Genomic DNA, 15,277 nt, shown 5'->3' with positions numbered 1-15,277 from the left:
ACCGGCCAGTTTTCGGCCGGGGACTACAGTTCATCTGCGTATTTCAGAACGATTGGCGCGGCGATAACCACCAGTGCGATGAGTGCTAAGAACCCCGCCAAATCCAATAGGGCCATCGGATTATTCGCCAGAGCAAGCCCGATGTCCTCTATCCAGTGAACCCCATGCAAACTGGACAGGACAGACCCGATCACTAATACACCGACAGCGATCATCACCAGCATCATGAAATAGCGGAGCGTTCGTGGTCCTTCGAAGCTCTCTAAGAGATCTCCGATATCCCCGCCCATAAGCGCTAATGGTCGCCGAGACAGCAAAAGCATACGGGTTAGGTTCACTGTCCCTCACCCTTCTCGGCTACCTACCGCCGAGAACCGGCTACACGAATTCGTTGAACGTTGACTGCGCGTCACCAACGCTCGAATCAGCGAATCCGTCAGATTCGTTGAGCTTCCTCGGAGACCGCTTACTACCGTGTTCTAACTACCGGCTGATTTCAGGTGGAACCGTTGATGATTGGAAACCCCTTATCTTCATTAGCACACTGTTCAATAGAGGCAACAGATGATTCATCTCCAGTGGGGGGTAGCTATTCTACTGTTTGTGATTGTCGTTCTAGCGGCTATGATTTACGCGCGGCGGAAGGGCTATTTTCTCAGTCCCCACTCCCTTCGGTTGCGAATGCTTATTGGTCAATTGAGATTGACCCCGTTTCGATTTTTTGTGAACCTGATCTCTCGGGTCCGCCCGGGAGAGATCCTTGTCACAAGGTTTCGGGGGGTTGCGAGAGCAATTGCGTACACAATCGGTGGTCTGGTGGTGGCCGTGATTTGTGCCAACCAGTTCTCATGGGCAGTGAGGTTGGTTGTTGGCAATAACCTAACTTCACACTTAAATACGGTGTAGCAAGTACACGCGACGCTCACTGGCTTCAGTGTGGTTGCGTTAGTCTTCGTGTGGGAAACTCTGGAGTCAACTGTCCGGGCCCCCGGACTTGTTGGCGAAATGACGGAGAAACAAGGACTGCTCGATCGGATTTACTTCCTGGTTGTTGCCAATTTGATTATTGGCGTTGGGTTGTTCTTGTCGAGCCCGCTCTCTCAAGACGCAACGGTAGAGAATACACCGGTTCTGATCCAGCAGTTGGGGTTGATTTCGGTCGTTTTAGTCGCGGTTCTTTTGATCGTTTCGGCATGGGAGTTATTGCAGTACTACGAAAATATTCACACACTTCTCTTCAAAAAAGGGCCAAACCAAGGTGCGCTGAACCTCTATCAGCAGCAACTAGAAGAAGAAACGGGACCGGATCCAACCCTCTCCTACAGAGAGATTATCGAATCAACGGTGGATACTGAATTGAGCCCCTATATGTCTCTACTCCCGGTGATGGGACAAAGTATTATTCAGATACAAGCGGATGAGATTGATGCCGGTGGGAAGAAACTCACAGATATCAATTTGTCGGGGCTCAGAACTATAGCGGAAACTATCGATGATGATGCGGACCTCAGCTTCTGGTACAGACTCGGTGAACAACCGAGGAACGATACATCCATTATGCGTGCGGAGGCTAACTTCTCTGATTCAGAACGTGCTAGGTTAGTGGACGCGTTACGAGAGAACTATAAATTCGAGTCATGAGTTTTTCAATCCCCAATGCGCCTGTGGTGCATCTGTATCAGCAGACCAAGCAAAACCTCGAAGAGGGAACTGTCACAGATTTCCAGCACAGTCTGATTGAATTCAGTAGAACATTTGGAATCCTATTAGACCACCACTCACAGTCCGATTCGGGCGTACCACGGTTCAAAGACCGGGTACAGGACATCTTAGAACGTCATATTGAGCTGTACCGATTGGCCCTCTCTGGAGATATGATTCGGAATTTTCGATATCCACTGATCAGTACCTTTACCTCAAATTTGCGAACCGCGATTCAGCAAGAAGATTTCCGGGCCGCCGACGAAGTGGTCAAGGCATATATCAAGTGTTTCCAGATAGAGTTGGAATCAGAGTCGAGCGAAGAACTTCTACAATACTTCGCTGATCGCCTGCAGAACCCTGCAATAGACGTAAAACAGTCGTTTCAAGATTCAGAATCTTCCCAAGATGTAGCTCTTTTTCAAGAGAAGGCAGAACACATTCACGGTGTCTACAGGAGTGCCGGGAAAGCAGCGATCGAATCTAACAATCTGCCAGCACTGGAACTGATATTGGAGTCGCGCAGGGAACACTTCGACATCGCCGATATTCGTGTTCCGATCTATCCGCACGAAGACTCTGATATTCCTATCGAGATCAGAAAAAAGAAGAATGCTCTGACTGAGAGATATGAGAATCAAGAACTTATTTTCCTGTTTGTTTTGATGTCTTGGGCTCACCGTCATCACGACAAAGAGTCTGAAGATTGGAGTGAGATACTTGACTTCTTATTAGATGAAATCACATCTGAGGTCAAGTCCTTCAGGGACGTGGCTGAACTTGTTAAGAAAGTACAAGAATCCGAGGATATGTATTGGGAGAGGTGGCAAGACCAAGAAAATTTATTTGATTCAATAGGGGTTTCGTCGGGGTCAATGGCTACTCATACGTGGATTCGTGATGGGTATGCGATTGTGATCGGGAATGTGATGCGGACCGGCGAAGGAGCTCTCGTGCCCGATGTCGATTTGTCCAAATCAGAAATCCCGAACGAAGAGTGGTATTTGGATTACGAGACCAAGATTGAAAATGCGATTGACAATCTGCGAAAACTCCCGGAACAACCAACGTATCTCATTCAACAATTTGGGAGAAGTATCCCGAAGGTCCGAGGCGAAGCGTTGCTGGACCTCCATAACCAACTGGTAACTGAATTAGAAAACAAGAGACGGGAACGTTGGTTACAATCGGACCTGGATTCAGAAGAGGTCAAAGAATATATTCGGGGGCGTCAGCAGGGCTATACAGACGGTGTTACTCTCCGCAAAAGACTATTTGACCGCGGGAATTGGGAGATCAGAGATATCTCTACTTCAGATCTAGAAGGCGTGCTTCTTGTCCAGTACTCGGAACCACGGGTGAGATTCCTATCTGATGCTCCATCCCCTCCCCAATCGAGAGGATCCCAAGCTTTGATTTCGGCGGGTCTCTATCGATATCTTGGCAGGCGAGTATTCGAGAAACGGCGTGTTTCGAGTCAGGCCGAACTTGAAAAAGAAATCAAAGAGGCCCTCAGAAGGAGTCCAGACAATCAGGAATTGTTCATCGCCGAGGGTACAGATCATCGGCTTTTCGGTGGCGACGATGAGTATGACCCCTTCGTTCGAGGGGATGCGATCAAAGACCAGATTGGTTCGATAGGGTCCCATCCGGTCTTCAAGGATTTCATGCACCCCTACGATGCGGTTGTTCTTTCTGAGGGTGATACTCGGATCGTAGAAATCGGAAGCGAGCCGATGATCGTTAACATAAGTGTAGCCCCTGGTGAAAAGGCGAACCTAGGTTCGAGATTTAAAGGGGATCCTTCGGCGGTCGATAGATCTCACGCCGTCATTTCTGTGAGAGTCCGACTCGGAATATGGCCCGGTTCAACCCTCGGCACGGCTTACCTGATCGAAGAGTAGTCATATGCTATTTGGCTGCTCTCGATATTGAAATCTGCGGGATTATGAACGCCGGCGTTCTGGTCGATTTCGCGGTTCTCGCCGACGACAAACCACGTCGTCGGTTGCGCTTCCACCCGCGATCCCGGGCTGCCTGCCTGCAGTAGCGGGCGGGCTGCCGGGCATTCCGCGACTTGGTCCCACAACCATCGTTCGCTCTTGAGCTAAAATCCCGCATCATAGCCGGTGACTGGCGGTTCGACGCATTTCTCGCGGCCCGGACTGTTAAGAGTTCGTGCCCGCGAGTGAATAGATCTCCGACTAGCAAACGCTCATAACACACCCCGGACTTCCTAAGTTCTCGACTTTGACGGAGGGTGTGGTTTGATGGTTCGACACACCCCTCGTTCGGAGTTGAATCTCGAACCAACTTCCCTGGTTTCCTAAGGTCTCGGCGACTAACCTCGGATTATGACCAACGACGATGCTATCGATCCAAACGAACTTGACCAACACACGCTGAGAGAGGTGAAGCGGCTCGTTGAGTCTTACTCGGTCGTTACCTCAGATGAGACGTACCATGAGCTCGATAGCTATCGACAAGGCAAAAGGGACGCATACACGAACGTCGCTACAGTCTTGTCGGACTGGATCGATGATCTGGACGAATTCTGACGGCCAATCCTATACTATCGCCCGGTGAGTAGATGATATGGACGCTGACGAGATCCGAGAGTGGAGCAATCGATACAACGACGGGTATCCCCAAGAGCACCAGACTATCGAAGAGAATCTTCACGAACGTCTCACGGAGCAACAGTACATCACCCAAGATCAACTGGCAAAAGTAATCAACTGGAAGCTGGATAACCAGCCGGGACGACGTGATAGATTCACTGAGGATATGCGGAGCGTCCCTGATGAATTCGTTCGTCTTGTGAGCGAGGCAGCGTTACTGATTGACGACCCGAACCAACAGTTGCACACGCTTGATTCGATTCCCGGCGTCGGTGGAGCCATGGCGACCGTCGTTCTAGCGTTCTATGATCCAACAAACTACGCTGTGGGTGATCGCTACATTGTTGATGTGCTCTTTGGAGATGACCGGCAAATGCGATTTAGCGATTATCCAAAGATTCTCGCGGAGCTCGGACAGAGGAACCCTGGAGACTTCGACCTCCGCACAGTCGAGAAAGCGTACTACCAACGCTATCGGGAAGAAAACGATATCATATAGTGAGGAGTCAGCAGACGGCGCAACGACCGGCCTCTCTCAAAGATGGATATCCCTTGTTGGTAGTCAAGACACAAGTTGATAGAAAGCATCTGATTTAACCTCTATGAGATGGGGTTGTTTGATGCCACCCAAGTAGAACTCCTCAGATACTGCTTCAGCCGAATCCGATAATAGCTCTGATTTGAATTCGTCTGACAAATAGTGATGGCCACCGCCACGGTGTTCACTGATTTTGATAGCTTTCTCAAGTCGCCCGCCCGGTTGCTGACCATCAGCTATGACGACTCCATCATCCTCGGCTTTCAGAGTACCAGTCGACAGAAATCGTTTCGCATGAGCATTCTCGCTGTGCTGTTTCATTAACCGAGTTTGCTCTTCATCCGGAAGTTCGCTGAAGCCGACCGTATCACCTTGGTATTGAATTCGACGAAGATCAAGAATGGATTCTATCGTAAAGTACCCGATAAGATACCGGGCCCGACCACTAATTTCGCTACCCTGTAAACCGGTATAGAATGCGACGATATCCCCACGTTCTAATAACCGTAATTTATTGACATAGTCAGGGCGGCTAATACTCTCACCATACGTGAGGGCCCCGAAATTTGGATCGTGATGAAGTGGCCACTCCGCCATATCGGTTCCTGAGTACCATTCATCATACCTGCCTCCAGGTCTGACACTGTCCAAGTAATCAGCAAGTGTTCCGGAATCGTGACGGAGTTCAGTGTTCCCGTAAGTCTTGGATTCGATGGTTCCCTCAGTACCTTCTGACTCAGGAATCGGAATGTATTCGAACCGTCTGTCTTCGTGGATTGGCGGTGTAGGCGAGCAGTTTGTCGTGTCGGCTCCGACGCCGAGGAATAATACTTTCATACGGTATGGCTCCTTTCGATTAACAACTATCGGCCTTGTTTAGACGCAGTACAAATCGGCTCTTGCGGCGTATGCTCCGCGAACAGATCGACACAATGAGGCACTCAGGACAGATTTTAGACAACCGCTACGGTCCGTGACTCGCCGATCGAGGAGCGTCTAAACACGGCCCAACTATCTGAATCTGTTGTGACTTCGGCTTCGTTTTTCAGGACTGAGGCTGGATCTTTGTTCCAGATACGAGACCTGCCCACTTCCTCCTCAAGCTTTTCGACGCGTTGAAGACATTCCTTGTAGATATTTTCAGCTTGCCTCAGATGATTCAGTATCTCCCATGTCTGATCTTCGGTGAGATTCTTGAAATATGGAAGGTCTGGTCGATCTATCCAACTAAGTGGAAATCCATCATCGAAAGAAACCAACTTCATAGGCCCTTGACTTCCGATCCAACTGTTCTCCGGATTTCGTGGATCGCTAATTCGAAGCGCTCGTCGTTTGTCGATATAACCCACAATATACTGGTCCCAATAATCAGTACCTCACAAAGCTGGTTAGTTAGAACGTCTGCTTGCTGAAGATGTGTCCAAGCACCAGCAGCAAGCAGACAGTGAAATCCACGAAGACCAGCTCCTTAACTTCCTCGTCAACCGGCTTGACGAGGAAGTGACTCTCAACCTCGCAAACAACGCTCAAATCGATGCCGAGGAAATCTACGAGGTCCTCGTCGGCGCGACCGCCGACGGGACCTCGATCTCCACGCTGTGCAACTCCAGCGAAGACTCACCCTCTGCGAACACGATCCTTTACCATCTGCGGACGAAGTTCGAGCCGGAACGGCTCGAACGAGTCGCTAACACGCTTCTTCGGCGAGATATCGTCGAACTGCTTCCCGAGCAGGTGGAGGTCTGCGCAGACCTCCACCTGCGGCCCTACTACGGTGACGAAGACGACACAGACGCCCTCTATCATTCGGAAGCGAAGCGTGGTACCACCGCGTTTCACGCCTACGCCACACTCTACGCGCGTGTGAAGAACAAGCGACACACGCTGGCGGTGCGCCGTCTCGAAGACGGCGACACCGCCAGCACTGTCCTCGCTGAGTTTCTCGGTGTTCTCGACGGCCTTGACACCGAGGTCAAGGCCGTCTACCTCGATCGCGGATTCTACGACAGCAAGTGTCTCACGCTCCTTCAAACGCACAACTACGCCTATGTGGTCCCGATCATTCGGTGGGGAGAGACGATTCAGCAGGAACTCTCGGAAGGGTGGAGTCGCGTCGTCCAGCACGATCTGACAGGGAAACTCGACGGTCACAGCTGGACCGTCGAGTTTCCCGTCTACATCGACTGTACGTACCTGAATGGGAAGTATGACGATAACGGCGTGGCGCGTCACGGCTACGCCGCTGACGCGCCGTTCATCGAGACACCACAGCAGGCTCGATACCATTACTCGAAACGCTTCGGTATCGAATCGAGCTATCGCTTGTCCGAGCAAGCGATAGCGACGACAACGACGCGAGACGCGACGGTGAGACTGCTGTACGTCGTGGTGAGTCTGCTCTTGCAGAACACCTGGCGGTATCTCCACTACGAGTTTGTGGCGACGCCCCGCCGAGGCGGGCGTCGCCTCTGGTGGTGGCCGTACAAAGAGTTCGTCAACATGGTTCGGCGGGCTGCGTGGACGGCCCTCGCGGTGCGTCGGACCGTCCCCGCGAACCGGCCACCTGACGACCGGTTCGACCGATAACCACCGACCGAGAACGCCGTTTCGTGAGTGGCGACGCTGTCGCGTCGGCGGCTGACCGCCGCCGACAGCGACAGCTCCGCCTTCGATCAGCTGTGTTTGACCGCTACTGATACCTCATCACAACAGAACAGGTGACTCAGGTCAGGTTGACTGGCGATGCTTTGTGAGGTACTGAAGTTAGCCCGTTGGAGTCATGCGATTAGAAGCGCCTTTATATATCACCGAGTGTACACCAAGGTTCCTAAGTTTTCGTACTCACGTCGGGTCATTCCTCAAAATCCAGTGTTTGACCGGGTTTCCGAAGTTCTCAATCGTTAGTTCTGCCCGGCCGATCGTCTATTCCAAGATTCCGCTTACCATTGGTCGTCTTGATTATCGGTGCTCACACGGACCTAACCGGCAACGGTTTCCATCGTTGTCGGCATCTCTCTTCCTCCCACACTGACCGTGTAAAGAGTCGCATTTCTCTTACCGGTATGGAAAACTAAAGTTTGTCTTGCCGATTCCACGGTATCCGATATTTTCACGAGTAATACACGTTATCGTGAATGAACGCCGACATACCTGTGGTTGAGTTCTACATTCGAATCGGGATTGCCTAGTATCAGCGGGAATCGGACACGCAACGACAACTAAAAATCTTAGAGGGTGTGTACAATCTATCGTACAGTTATTCGTACGAACGATTGAACAAAGAATTGTACAACGGCCCGTACAATACACCGCCCATCAGTACGGACGTTACAGGGTTACTTTGACCGTATCTGCCCACCCGGCCGGCACCGGAAGGTCCGACAACACTCTGGACTGCAGGTGGTAATACCCCCGTTGTGTATGTATGAGTACCAGTTAAGCACGGACCGATGGGGTCGGGATGGTGGTTCATTAAGGGACTGCATCTGGCTTCGTCACGCCTTCCGACCCGTATGAACTGTCGGTGTCGACCGACTAAAACATCAGCAAAGTTACTCGTCGGCGAGGATGTCGCGGCCGTTCGGAAGATTATGCGGGTACCGTTCCGCCAAACTCACCGGGTCTTTCACGGGTGCGCGTTGCACGGTTGCAGCGATGTCCCCTGCTGCGTGCCCGGCGACCCGGTCACTAGGCTCATCGTCGTCCCATGTCACGTCCACATTCCCGATTTGATGCTCACACCACGACCGGGCTTTATTGCGGGCACTCCACACCGTGGCTGCAGTCTCATCGTCGCGTCCTTCGACTCGTGCAATCCACACGTACAAGCTCGAATCCTCGGTGTCCATATGCTTGTAATTCGACTGCTGGCCAGATGAATAATTGGAAAACCGGTCGAATAGGGTCTGCGTGTCATCGACCGAGGTCTCTTAGTCGAATCCACCAGTATTGGGTTGCAGCCGTTCTCGTTCCGTGTCTTTCGATAGGTACGGTTACGCGCCGTCGTGTGCGTCTCGATAGCCAGCTCGATGGTTATTCCAGTGGCTCCCCATTCCGAGTCCGCCAAGACTGCGGCTGACCCGTGCGCTACAACCCGTGCATGTCACATCTGCCATACCTGTTCTACGCGTGTTCGCTCTGTATACCCGGGCACGAGGGCTGACGCGGGGGGAGAACGTCTGGTGGGGAGGAATGAGAGTCGCCCGGTATATGCAGCGCCAACTGGTAAATACAACCATGCAACCGTCATTCCAGCACGCCGCCGCACTCACCTTCTCGCTCGCCGTACTCGTTGCCGCGATCCGTCGCTACCGATGTCGTGTACTATCTGAATTCACGCGTCGCTATGGTGATTCGATGGAATCGACAATCAACGCGCCCGCACCCGTTCACTGCACCGGACTCGTAACCTCTGCGGAGGATATTGAGGTCAGTGATATCGTCGTAATCAATGTATCGGATTCTGACAGATTACCCAACTATAGCGGAAATTCTCATGAACACAAATTGAATATCGAATGAAACCGGGTTGACGGATCACAGTTATGATCGACAAGGCGCAACAATATCGTATGGTAAGAGCGCCTGGCGGCATCGTAATCGGCGGAGTCAATTTTGAACGGCCTGACCGAGACACCGGGTTGCTCGGTCTCAATGCCCGGCACATCGAGGAAGCAAATCGTGCGCACGTCGCGCTTCCAGGCGGCGGATTCCTCAACTTTTGGGGGCGAGACGTCGCGCACCCCACACCGCGCCCGACCGGCGACGTGTACGCTGAGTGCCTCTCCCCGTTCGACTCGCACCCTGACGCCACCCTCGCATCCGCGTTCACACTCACTGCACACCGCTTCAACGCCGACGTGGGCGTCACTCCATCCATGCCGTCGGATGCCCGTAACCGGTCGTACAGCTGGCACATCACCCGCCTCATCGAAGACACCGTCACTGGTGACTTCATTGAGTCTGACGCGCCAGATAGTATCGAGTCGGATGACGGGCAGGCCGGGCTCGATGACTTCGATGGAGAACTGACTCCGTGCGCTCCGTCTGAGGTCACGGAGTGCGAGTGCTGCCGGTGTCCAGAGTGCGGGATTAAATCGATAAATGCGCGCGCTGGAAAATCGCCGACGTACCGGTGCTACGGTCAGGATTGCGGCGCGGAGTTCGAGGAGCCCCGATTGCGTCCGGGGCAGCGCGCATAGCCCTCCGGCGTCTGAGCCAGCCTCGCCGTCTCACCTCACCTCTCTTCTTCTTAATCTTCTCGGGTAAATCCATACTCCACCGTACACGTTCGGAAACTCAGTCGGATTTAACCGAGTGACTCGCACGTTTCACGGATTAAACTCGCTCCTTAACACCTCCCCGGGTGTCTCCTACCCGGGCACGGTTCGGGGCGATCGGAGGTTCCTCGATTAAGAACTTCAAGCCGGTCGGCGTCTGAGTCACCTCCGCCGTCTCGCCTCGCCCCTACCTCTCTTCTTAATCTTCTCGGGTAAATCCCATACTCCACCATACTCCTTGATAGATTTTCACCGATTTAACCGAGTGTTTCGCACGCCAAACCGATTAAGATCGCTCCTTAACGGCTTGCACTGTTTCTAAATCTGTGCGATATAATCCGGAGGCTTCGACGACCGCCTAAGCCGTCCCGGCAATATGGTCGTGCCGCCAGTGAGTCCACATCGACTCGTACCGCGACCATATCGTCGCCGCTCCCGACCGTCACACGAGTCGATAGACACCAATCGCAACGAGACCACACCAACAACACACCGCCTCCACACCCGCAACCAACTGAACGAAACTGCAACGAGACTACGTAACTAAACGTCACTCACACCAGCAACCAAAACGGGGACCGCGTGGTCCTCGCTTCGCTCGTCCTCCCCCGCAACAGCGCCGCGATCTCGTCACGGTCGGTAAGTTCCCGTAGCGGTTAGGGGTGGGGTGGGGGGCGGGGGTGCTGTGGCTGTGCGGTAGGTGGTGCTGTTGAGAACGGTAACGCGGTCCGGTGTCTGTTTTGCTGAAGCTGTCGTTTTCGCGGTGTAAAGGCTGTATGCTGTCTGTTTTGTCTTTCTGTGTTGCTTTCGCTTCTTCTTCTACTTCTACTACTACTATTCATCTAGTAGACTAGTAGTAGTATACTAATTTTTCTAAGGAACTTTAGCGGCATCTATTCATCTTATTTTAAACTGCACAAATAACTTTAACGTGAGTTTATTTGCGTGTGGGGGACATAGGTCTAATCGAGATGGCAGAAACAACCGAGAATCGCGTGAAGATTGGTGCAAAAGTGAACGAGTCCGTCTACGCCGAGTTCAAACAACACATCCACGACAAAACTGGTCAGAAGCGAGGAGTGCTTGGAGAGGCCGTAGAAGCCGCTTTACGGCAGTACATGGACGAGAACGATAGTGATATCGATGGTGACGTGTCGAATGCGGATTTGATGCGTGAGATTCGTGCCCTACGGTCTACTGATGAGACCCACCCCCCACGCCCCCCCTCTGATGGAAGTAACTCTGACGGTGTTTCGACGGGTTCGGTGTCGTCTGACGCGTCGTCGTCTCCTACTGATGACACCCCCGCCCCACCCCCCGGGGACGATAAGGAAACTTTAGCGAAAGAGAAGTCGGGTGAATCGGAGAAGCCACCGGTCAATGCTGCGATTGGTGACCGAGTGGCGTGGGTATCGTCCGAGGTTAACATCCAGGGCCGGGTGCCGTTCGATACGCTCGTCAAGGAGGTTGGGCGGCAGTACCCGCAGCATTCGGATGGGAAGTGCCGCGAACTGGCGTGGCGGTGGGCTGCGATGCGTGCTCCGACGCCAGAGGACTACCCGGATGACGACGAATACTCGGGCGAGTACAGTCTTGATAAGCTGGACCCGGACTCGGAACTGCAAAAACGTGCGAAAGATGAGAATAACCCGAGGTTGCATACGTGGCCGCGTCGCCATTCGAACGGTGCGTGGTTTCGGATTACTGAGGCACGGAGTGATGCGTCGATGAATCACCAAGAACCGACTGAGCGGGGTGATGTTGTGGTGTACCTTGGTGTGGGTGGTGCGCGTAAGTGCGCCGAGGATATGGAGCTCTTGGACTCCGGCGTTGATGAAGAGGAGTCATTCCGTGAGACGTGGGGTTCCGGTGACCTTCGGTCCAGGTTGTCCCGGGATTCCGATGAGTCTGATGAGTCCGCCGAGTCTGACGGTGTTTCGTCGGATGACTTCGACGGTGTCGATATCGATGGTGCTGAGTCGGACGATGAGTCGGGCGAGTCCAGTGAAGCGGCGGAAGAGGAGGCTGATGAGTTGTCCCTTGATGATCTCGATGGGGCGGACCGCGGGCAGGAGTGACCAGATCGCCCGGTATTCGTGTGCTGTGAGTCGGGGGTCGTGCTACTGACAGCCTGTTATTCTCTCCGGTGCTTGTTAACGAGCGTTACAGGCCCTTATACGCGGATGCAGCTACAACGAAACTGAAATTATCGACACTGCACTTGTGTATTAAAGGGAAGCGTGTAATTTCCGAATCTCCCGAAAGTCCACACAGCAGATGGTAGTAGTGCCTGTAGCCTTGGTAGGGATTATCCGTATACGCCTATCGTGATTTAGTCGTCTGTGCTGGCGCGTTCGGGGGACGGTTGACTCGTTGGTGATGAAACGGGTGATTGGAGATATTTTTCCAGCGTAAACGCTATTTGTTCTCCTAACAGGGGCGGGACGGCATTTCCGATTTGTCGAAACCAACTGGTGAAGGTCCCAAGAAACAGGTAGTCATCAGGGAACGACTGGACCCGCGCCGCTTCACGTGGAGTGATTCCCCGGTTCCGCTCGTTGTCTGGTTTTCCGGTTACTCCTGAGGCATGCTCATAATAATCCGGGAGTACGAAGTTATTGGAGTCTTTGGCGAGATGCGCGACGACGGTTGGTGCAGGTTCATCCCATTCAAGCATCCGGTATTTGTCTTTGAAACGAGGGTTTTCTTCTGTGCCTACATCGTACTCGATGAATTCGGCGTGCTCTCCGTCCTTCGCGTATTTCACATCCCACCCTGTATCACCGGGTTCCAGTGCTTCATCGAAGAGGATACGATCTTTCTCCATCGGGTGTTCACGTGCCTGGTGGTTGAAACACAACCCAATATCGGCGTCCAGCTCACTCTTGTCCACGTATCGGCTTCGTGATCCGCGAACTTTGTCCGGAACGACATTCCCTCCTTCCCCCCGTGATAACTTTGGAAGTCCCGAGAGTGCCTGTTTGAGATCGAACTGTTCTGATGGGGCGGCAGCTGCAACCGCCTCAAACAAATCGTCAATTATGACGTCTCCCGATTGATCAACGAGGTCTTCACGGACACCGAGAATAATAACGCGCTCACGGTGTTGAGGAATTCCACATTTAGCGCAGTCAATTAACTGATAGTCACAGACGTATCCATGGTCGCTTGCACCAATCGATTCAAGTGCATTAATCACCAGATCACCGACCTTGATTCCGGTGTCATCAATCTCACTGACCATCCCTTCGACATTCTCCATAACGAGAGCCCGTGGTCGCAATTCTTCAACAATCTCAACGTACTCTTCATACAGCCCTGTTCGATCATCGTCGAGGATATTGTATTCGTCATCGTCGGCTAACCGTGCCCGATACCCTGCCTGTGAAAGCGACTGGCATGGTGGACCTCCCACGACAACATCAGGGGTTCTCTCGATTTTCTCGACGAGGCCTTGCTCGATCTCTTCCCTGATATCACCGCAGACAACTTTCTTGTGGGGTATTTCGGGATGATTCAGTCGGTACGTGTCGGTGGCATCTTGATCGTTGTCAAGAGCTAACTCAATCGTCCAGTCTTGTCGGTCGAACCCAAGTGATAGACCTCCCGCTCCCGAAAACAGATCGACAAGAACTGGTTTTTCCAGTTCTTCGGCGGCCTGCTTTCGAAGTCGATGCGATAGGAAAAACATCCGAGTCTCGCAAGTGTCACTACAGACATCGATTCCCGCTTTGACTGCATGCCCGGCGATTGCTCGGTGTAACTGTGGGATTTGCCGTTCAGACAATTCTTCCTCCAGCAGTTCTCGGCGTTCGGTGTCGTCTTGGAATCGGTCAGGACCAATTAGACCGAGAGTGCATAGCATTCCATCAACATACGGGTCTGCTGGCCAGACTGGCTTGTCGAACGCAACGAGCATCACCCACCACGCATCTGACCGAGAAACACCGGGGAATCCAGATAGTAAGTCAGCGAAACTGGAATATGGAATTCCTCCAAGCTCACGGAGAGTGACGCCATCAGTCTTCTCACAGTCACTGACAGCACCTAGTAACTCATACAGACGGGTAACCCGTTCATCAGAAATCCCGGGGCGGTTTGTGATCCGGTTGAGTTCTTCCCTCAACTGGTTCCAGTCCAATGAGGCGATTGTGCTCCATGAACCAACATTTTCACGAAGGGTTGCGATGATTCGGCGATATTCCGTATCAAAGTACCGCTGAGCCGGTGGTCGGTTGGGTTGAGCGATTGCTACGGCTGCTACGGTATCCAGTGGGTCATCACTCCCTGCGAGTAGATCTCCACAGACACATTCTGTCTCTGACTCTACAGTCGGAAGTGCGTCGTATCGGCAAGGGAACGATTCTCCTGTACTTCGTTCCCGAGACTGAGTTTCCGGTGTTGCGATAGGACATCCTCTCGGGTGCTGAAACCCATTCTCATACTGCTCAGCAGTCAAAACATCAACGAGGAAATCGACATGACGAAGGAGGAACTCCTGGTGCCGGGCAAATTCAGAATCCGGAGAATTCGACAGAATGGAAGGGATTTCGACCTCATTTCCATCATCAGATAGACCAGCCATTACCTGCCCATTTTATCCCCATCAGGATAAAGGCCAGGTTTCCTGACACAGTGGATCCTGTTGGGGTTGATGAGAGAACCTGTGACCACGGATTTGGACTAACTGTCCCGGAATAGATGGTAGAATTCAACGAGAGTGGTTTATGCAACCCACGTTAAGATTGGTGTAGCTGCATGGGTTCGATGCTGCCATTTGGCCGGACACAGATCAGCCCCGGTGAATACCGTCAACTCATAAACTCAGCTTTGAACGTTGAAGTTGGAGCGTGACATAGGCGGTAGCGAAGACGGATGATGCCGATTACGGACTTCTTGTCGTGTATGCGTGTGTTCGACGAGTTCGAGTCGCTCTCACCGGCGCAACGCTATCACGCCAAAACCTACGCCACAGGTCTTGTTGCGGCCAGCAACAAGACCGTGGCAGGTATCGCACGCGAAGTCCTTCCAGCTGGAGACAAACGCGCTCTCAACAAGTTCCTCACCGAGTACGACTGGGACGAACAGCAATTCAACCACGAACGCCTCGAAGAACTCCAAAAACACGGTGAAACGCG

The 15,277-nt window shown here is 52.6% G+C and carries 10 protein-coding genes and 1 pseudogene; 7 read left to right on the top strand and 4 right to left on the bottom strand.

Going from position 1 to position 15,277, the window contains the following annotated elements; translation table 11 throughout:
* Positions 1 to 23 precede the first annotated feature (23 nt).
* A complete protein-coding gene (locus HALKA_RS19805; protein ID WP_018259206.1) occupies positions 24 to 290 on the bottom strand; it encodes a hypothetical protein in 267 nt (88 codons plus the stop codon).
* A gap of 715 nt (positions 291 to 1,005) precedes the next feature.
* Here HALKA_RS19805 and HALKA_RS0117445 point away from each other — a divergent pair.
* The 4 genes from HALKA_RS0117445 to HALKA_RS22050 all read left to right on the top strand — a co-directional run bounded on the left by HALKA_RS0117445 (position 1,006) and on the right by HALKA_RS22050 (position 4,821).
* A complete protein-coding gene (locus HALKA_RS0117445) occupies positions 1,006 to 1,641 on the top strand; it encodes a hypothetical protein (protein WP_018259205.1) in 636 nt (211 codons plus the stop codon).
* Positions 1,638 to 3,605: a hypothetical protein gene (locus HALKA_RS0117440; RefSeq protein WP_018259204.1), complete on the top strand. Its 1,968-nt coding sequence runs from the start codon at positions 1,638 to 1,640 to the stop codon at positions 3,603 to 3,605. The genes HALKA_RS0117445 and HALKA_RS0117440 overlap by 4 nt, the downstream gene beginning before the upstream one ends.
* 450 nt (positions 3,606 to 4,055) lie before the next feature.
* Positions 4,056 to 4,259, top strand: coding sequence for a hypothetical protein (locus HALKA_RS0117435; RefSeq protein WP_018259203.1), 204 nt, complete (start codon positions 4,056 to 4,058; stop codon positions 4,257 to 4,259).
* Positions 4,260 to 4,296: 37 nt separating this feature from the next.
* Complete coding sequence (locus HALKA_RS22050) at positions 4,297 to 4,821, top strand: hypothetical protein (RefSeq protein WP_018259202.1); 525 nt, start codon at positions 4,297 to 4,299, stop codon at positions 4,819 to 4,821.
* Between the two features lie 63 nt (positions 4,822 to 4,884).
* Here HALKA_RS22050 and HALKA_RS21145 read toward each other — a convergent pair whose 3' ends face one another.
* The gene (locus tag HALKA_RS21145) at positions 4,885 to 5,697 is read right to left on the bottom strand and encodes an Nmad3 family putative nucleotide modification protein (protein ID WP_155119450.1); all 813 of its coding nucleotides are present in this window, start codon (positions 5,695 to 5,697) and stop codon (positions 4,885 to 4,887) included.
* A gap of 579 nt (positions 5,698 to 6,276) precedes the next feature.
* Here HALKA_RS21145 and HALKA_RS0117420 point away from each other — a divergent pair.
* Positions 6,277 to 7,446: an ISH3 family transposase gene (locus tag HALKA_RS0117420; protein ID WP_018259200.1), complete on the top strand. Its 1,170-nt coding sequence runs from the start codon at positions 6,277 to 6,279 to the stop codon at positions 7,444 to 7,446.
* 965 nt (positions 7,447 to 8,411) lie between these two features.
* On the opposite strand, the gene HALKA_RS0117415 is transcribed toward HALKA_RS0117420, so the two are convergent.
* On the bottom strand, positions 8,412 to 8,708 hold the full coding sequence (locus tag HALKA_RS0117415; RefSeq protein ID WP_018259199.1) for a hypothetical protein: 297 nt from the start codon (positions 8,706 to 8,708) through the stop codon (positions 8,412 to 8,414).
* A 2,402-nt stretch (positions 8,709 to 11,110) separates the two neighbouring features.
* On the opposite strand from HALKA_RS0117415, the gene HALKA_RS0117405 reads away from it, so the two are divergent.
* Positions 11,111 to 12,217 carry a hypothetical protein gene (locus tag HALKA_RS0117405; RefSeq protein ID WP_155119449.1) on the top strand — a complete coding sequence of 369 codons (1,107 nt, stop codon included), beginning with the start codon at positions 11,111 to 11,113 and terminating at the stop codon, positions 12,215 to 12,217.
* Between the two features lie 254 nt (positions 12,218 to 12,471).
* On the opposite strand, the gene HALKA_RS20565 is transcribed toward HALKA_RS0117405, so the two are convergent.
* Positions 12,472 to 14,724, bottom strand: coding sequence for a DNA cytosine methyltransferase (locus tag HALKA_RS20565; RefSeq protein ID WP_080505857.1), 2,253 nt, complete (start codon positions 14,722 to 14,724; stop codon positions 12,472 to 12,474).
* Between the two features lie 290 nt (positions 14,725 to 15,014).
* Here HALKA_RS20565 and HALKA_RS19800 point away from each other — a divergent pair.
* Positions 15,015 to 15,277 (top strand): annotated as a pseudogene (locus HALKA_RS19800) (IS701 family transposase); the annotation flags it as partial.

Origin of the sequence: Halomicrobium katesii DSM 19301 (assembly GCF_000379085.1) — an archaeon.
Classification (GTDB): domain Archaea; phylum Halobacteriota; class Halobacteria; order Halobacteriales; family Haloarculaceae; genus Halomicrobium; species Halomicrobium katesii.
Note: the sequence above shows the minus strand (reverse complement) of the source record. Positions and strands in the feature narration are given on the sequence as shown.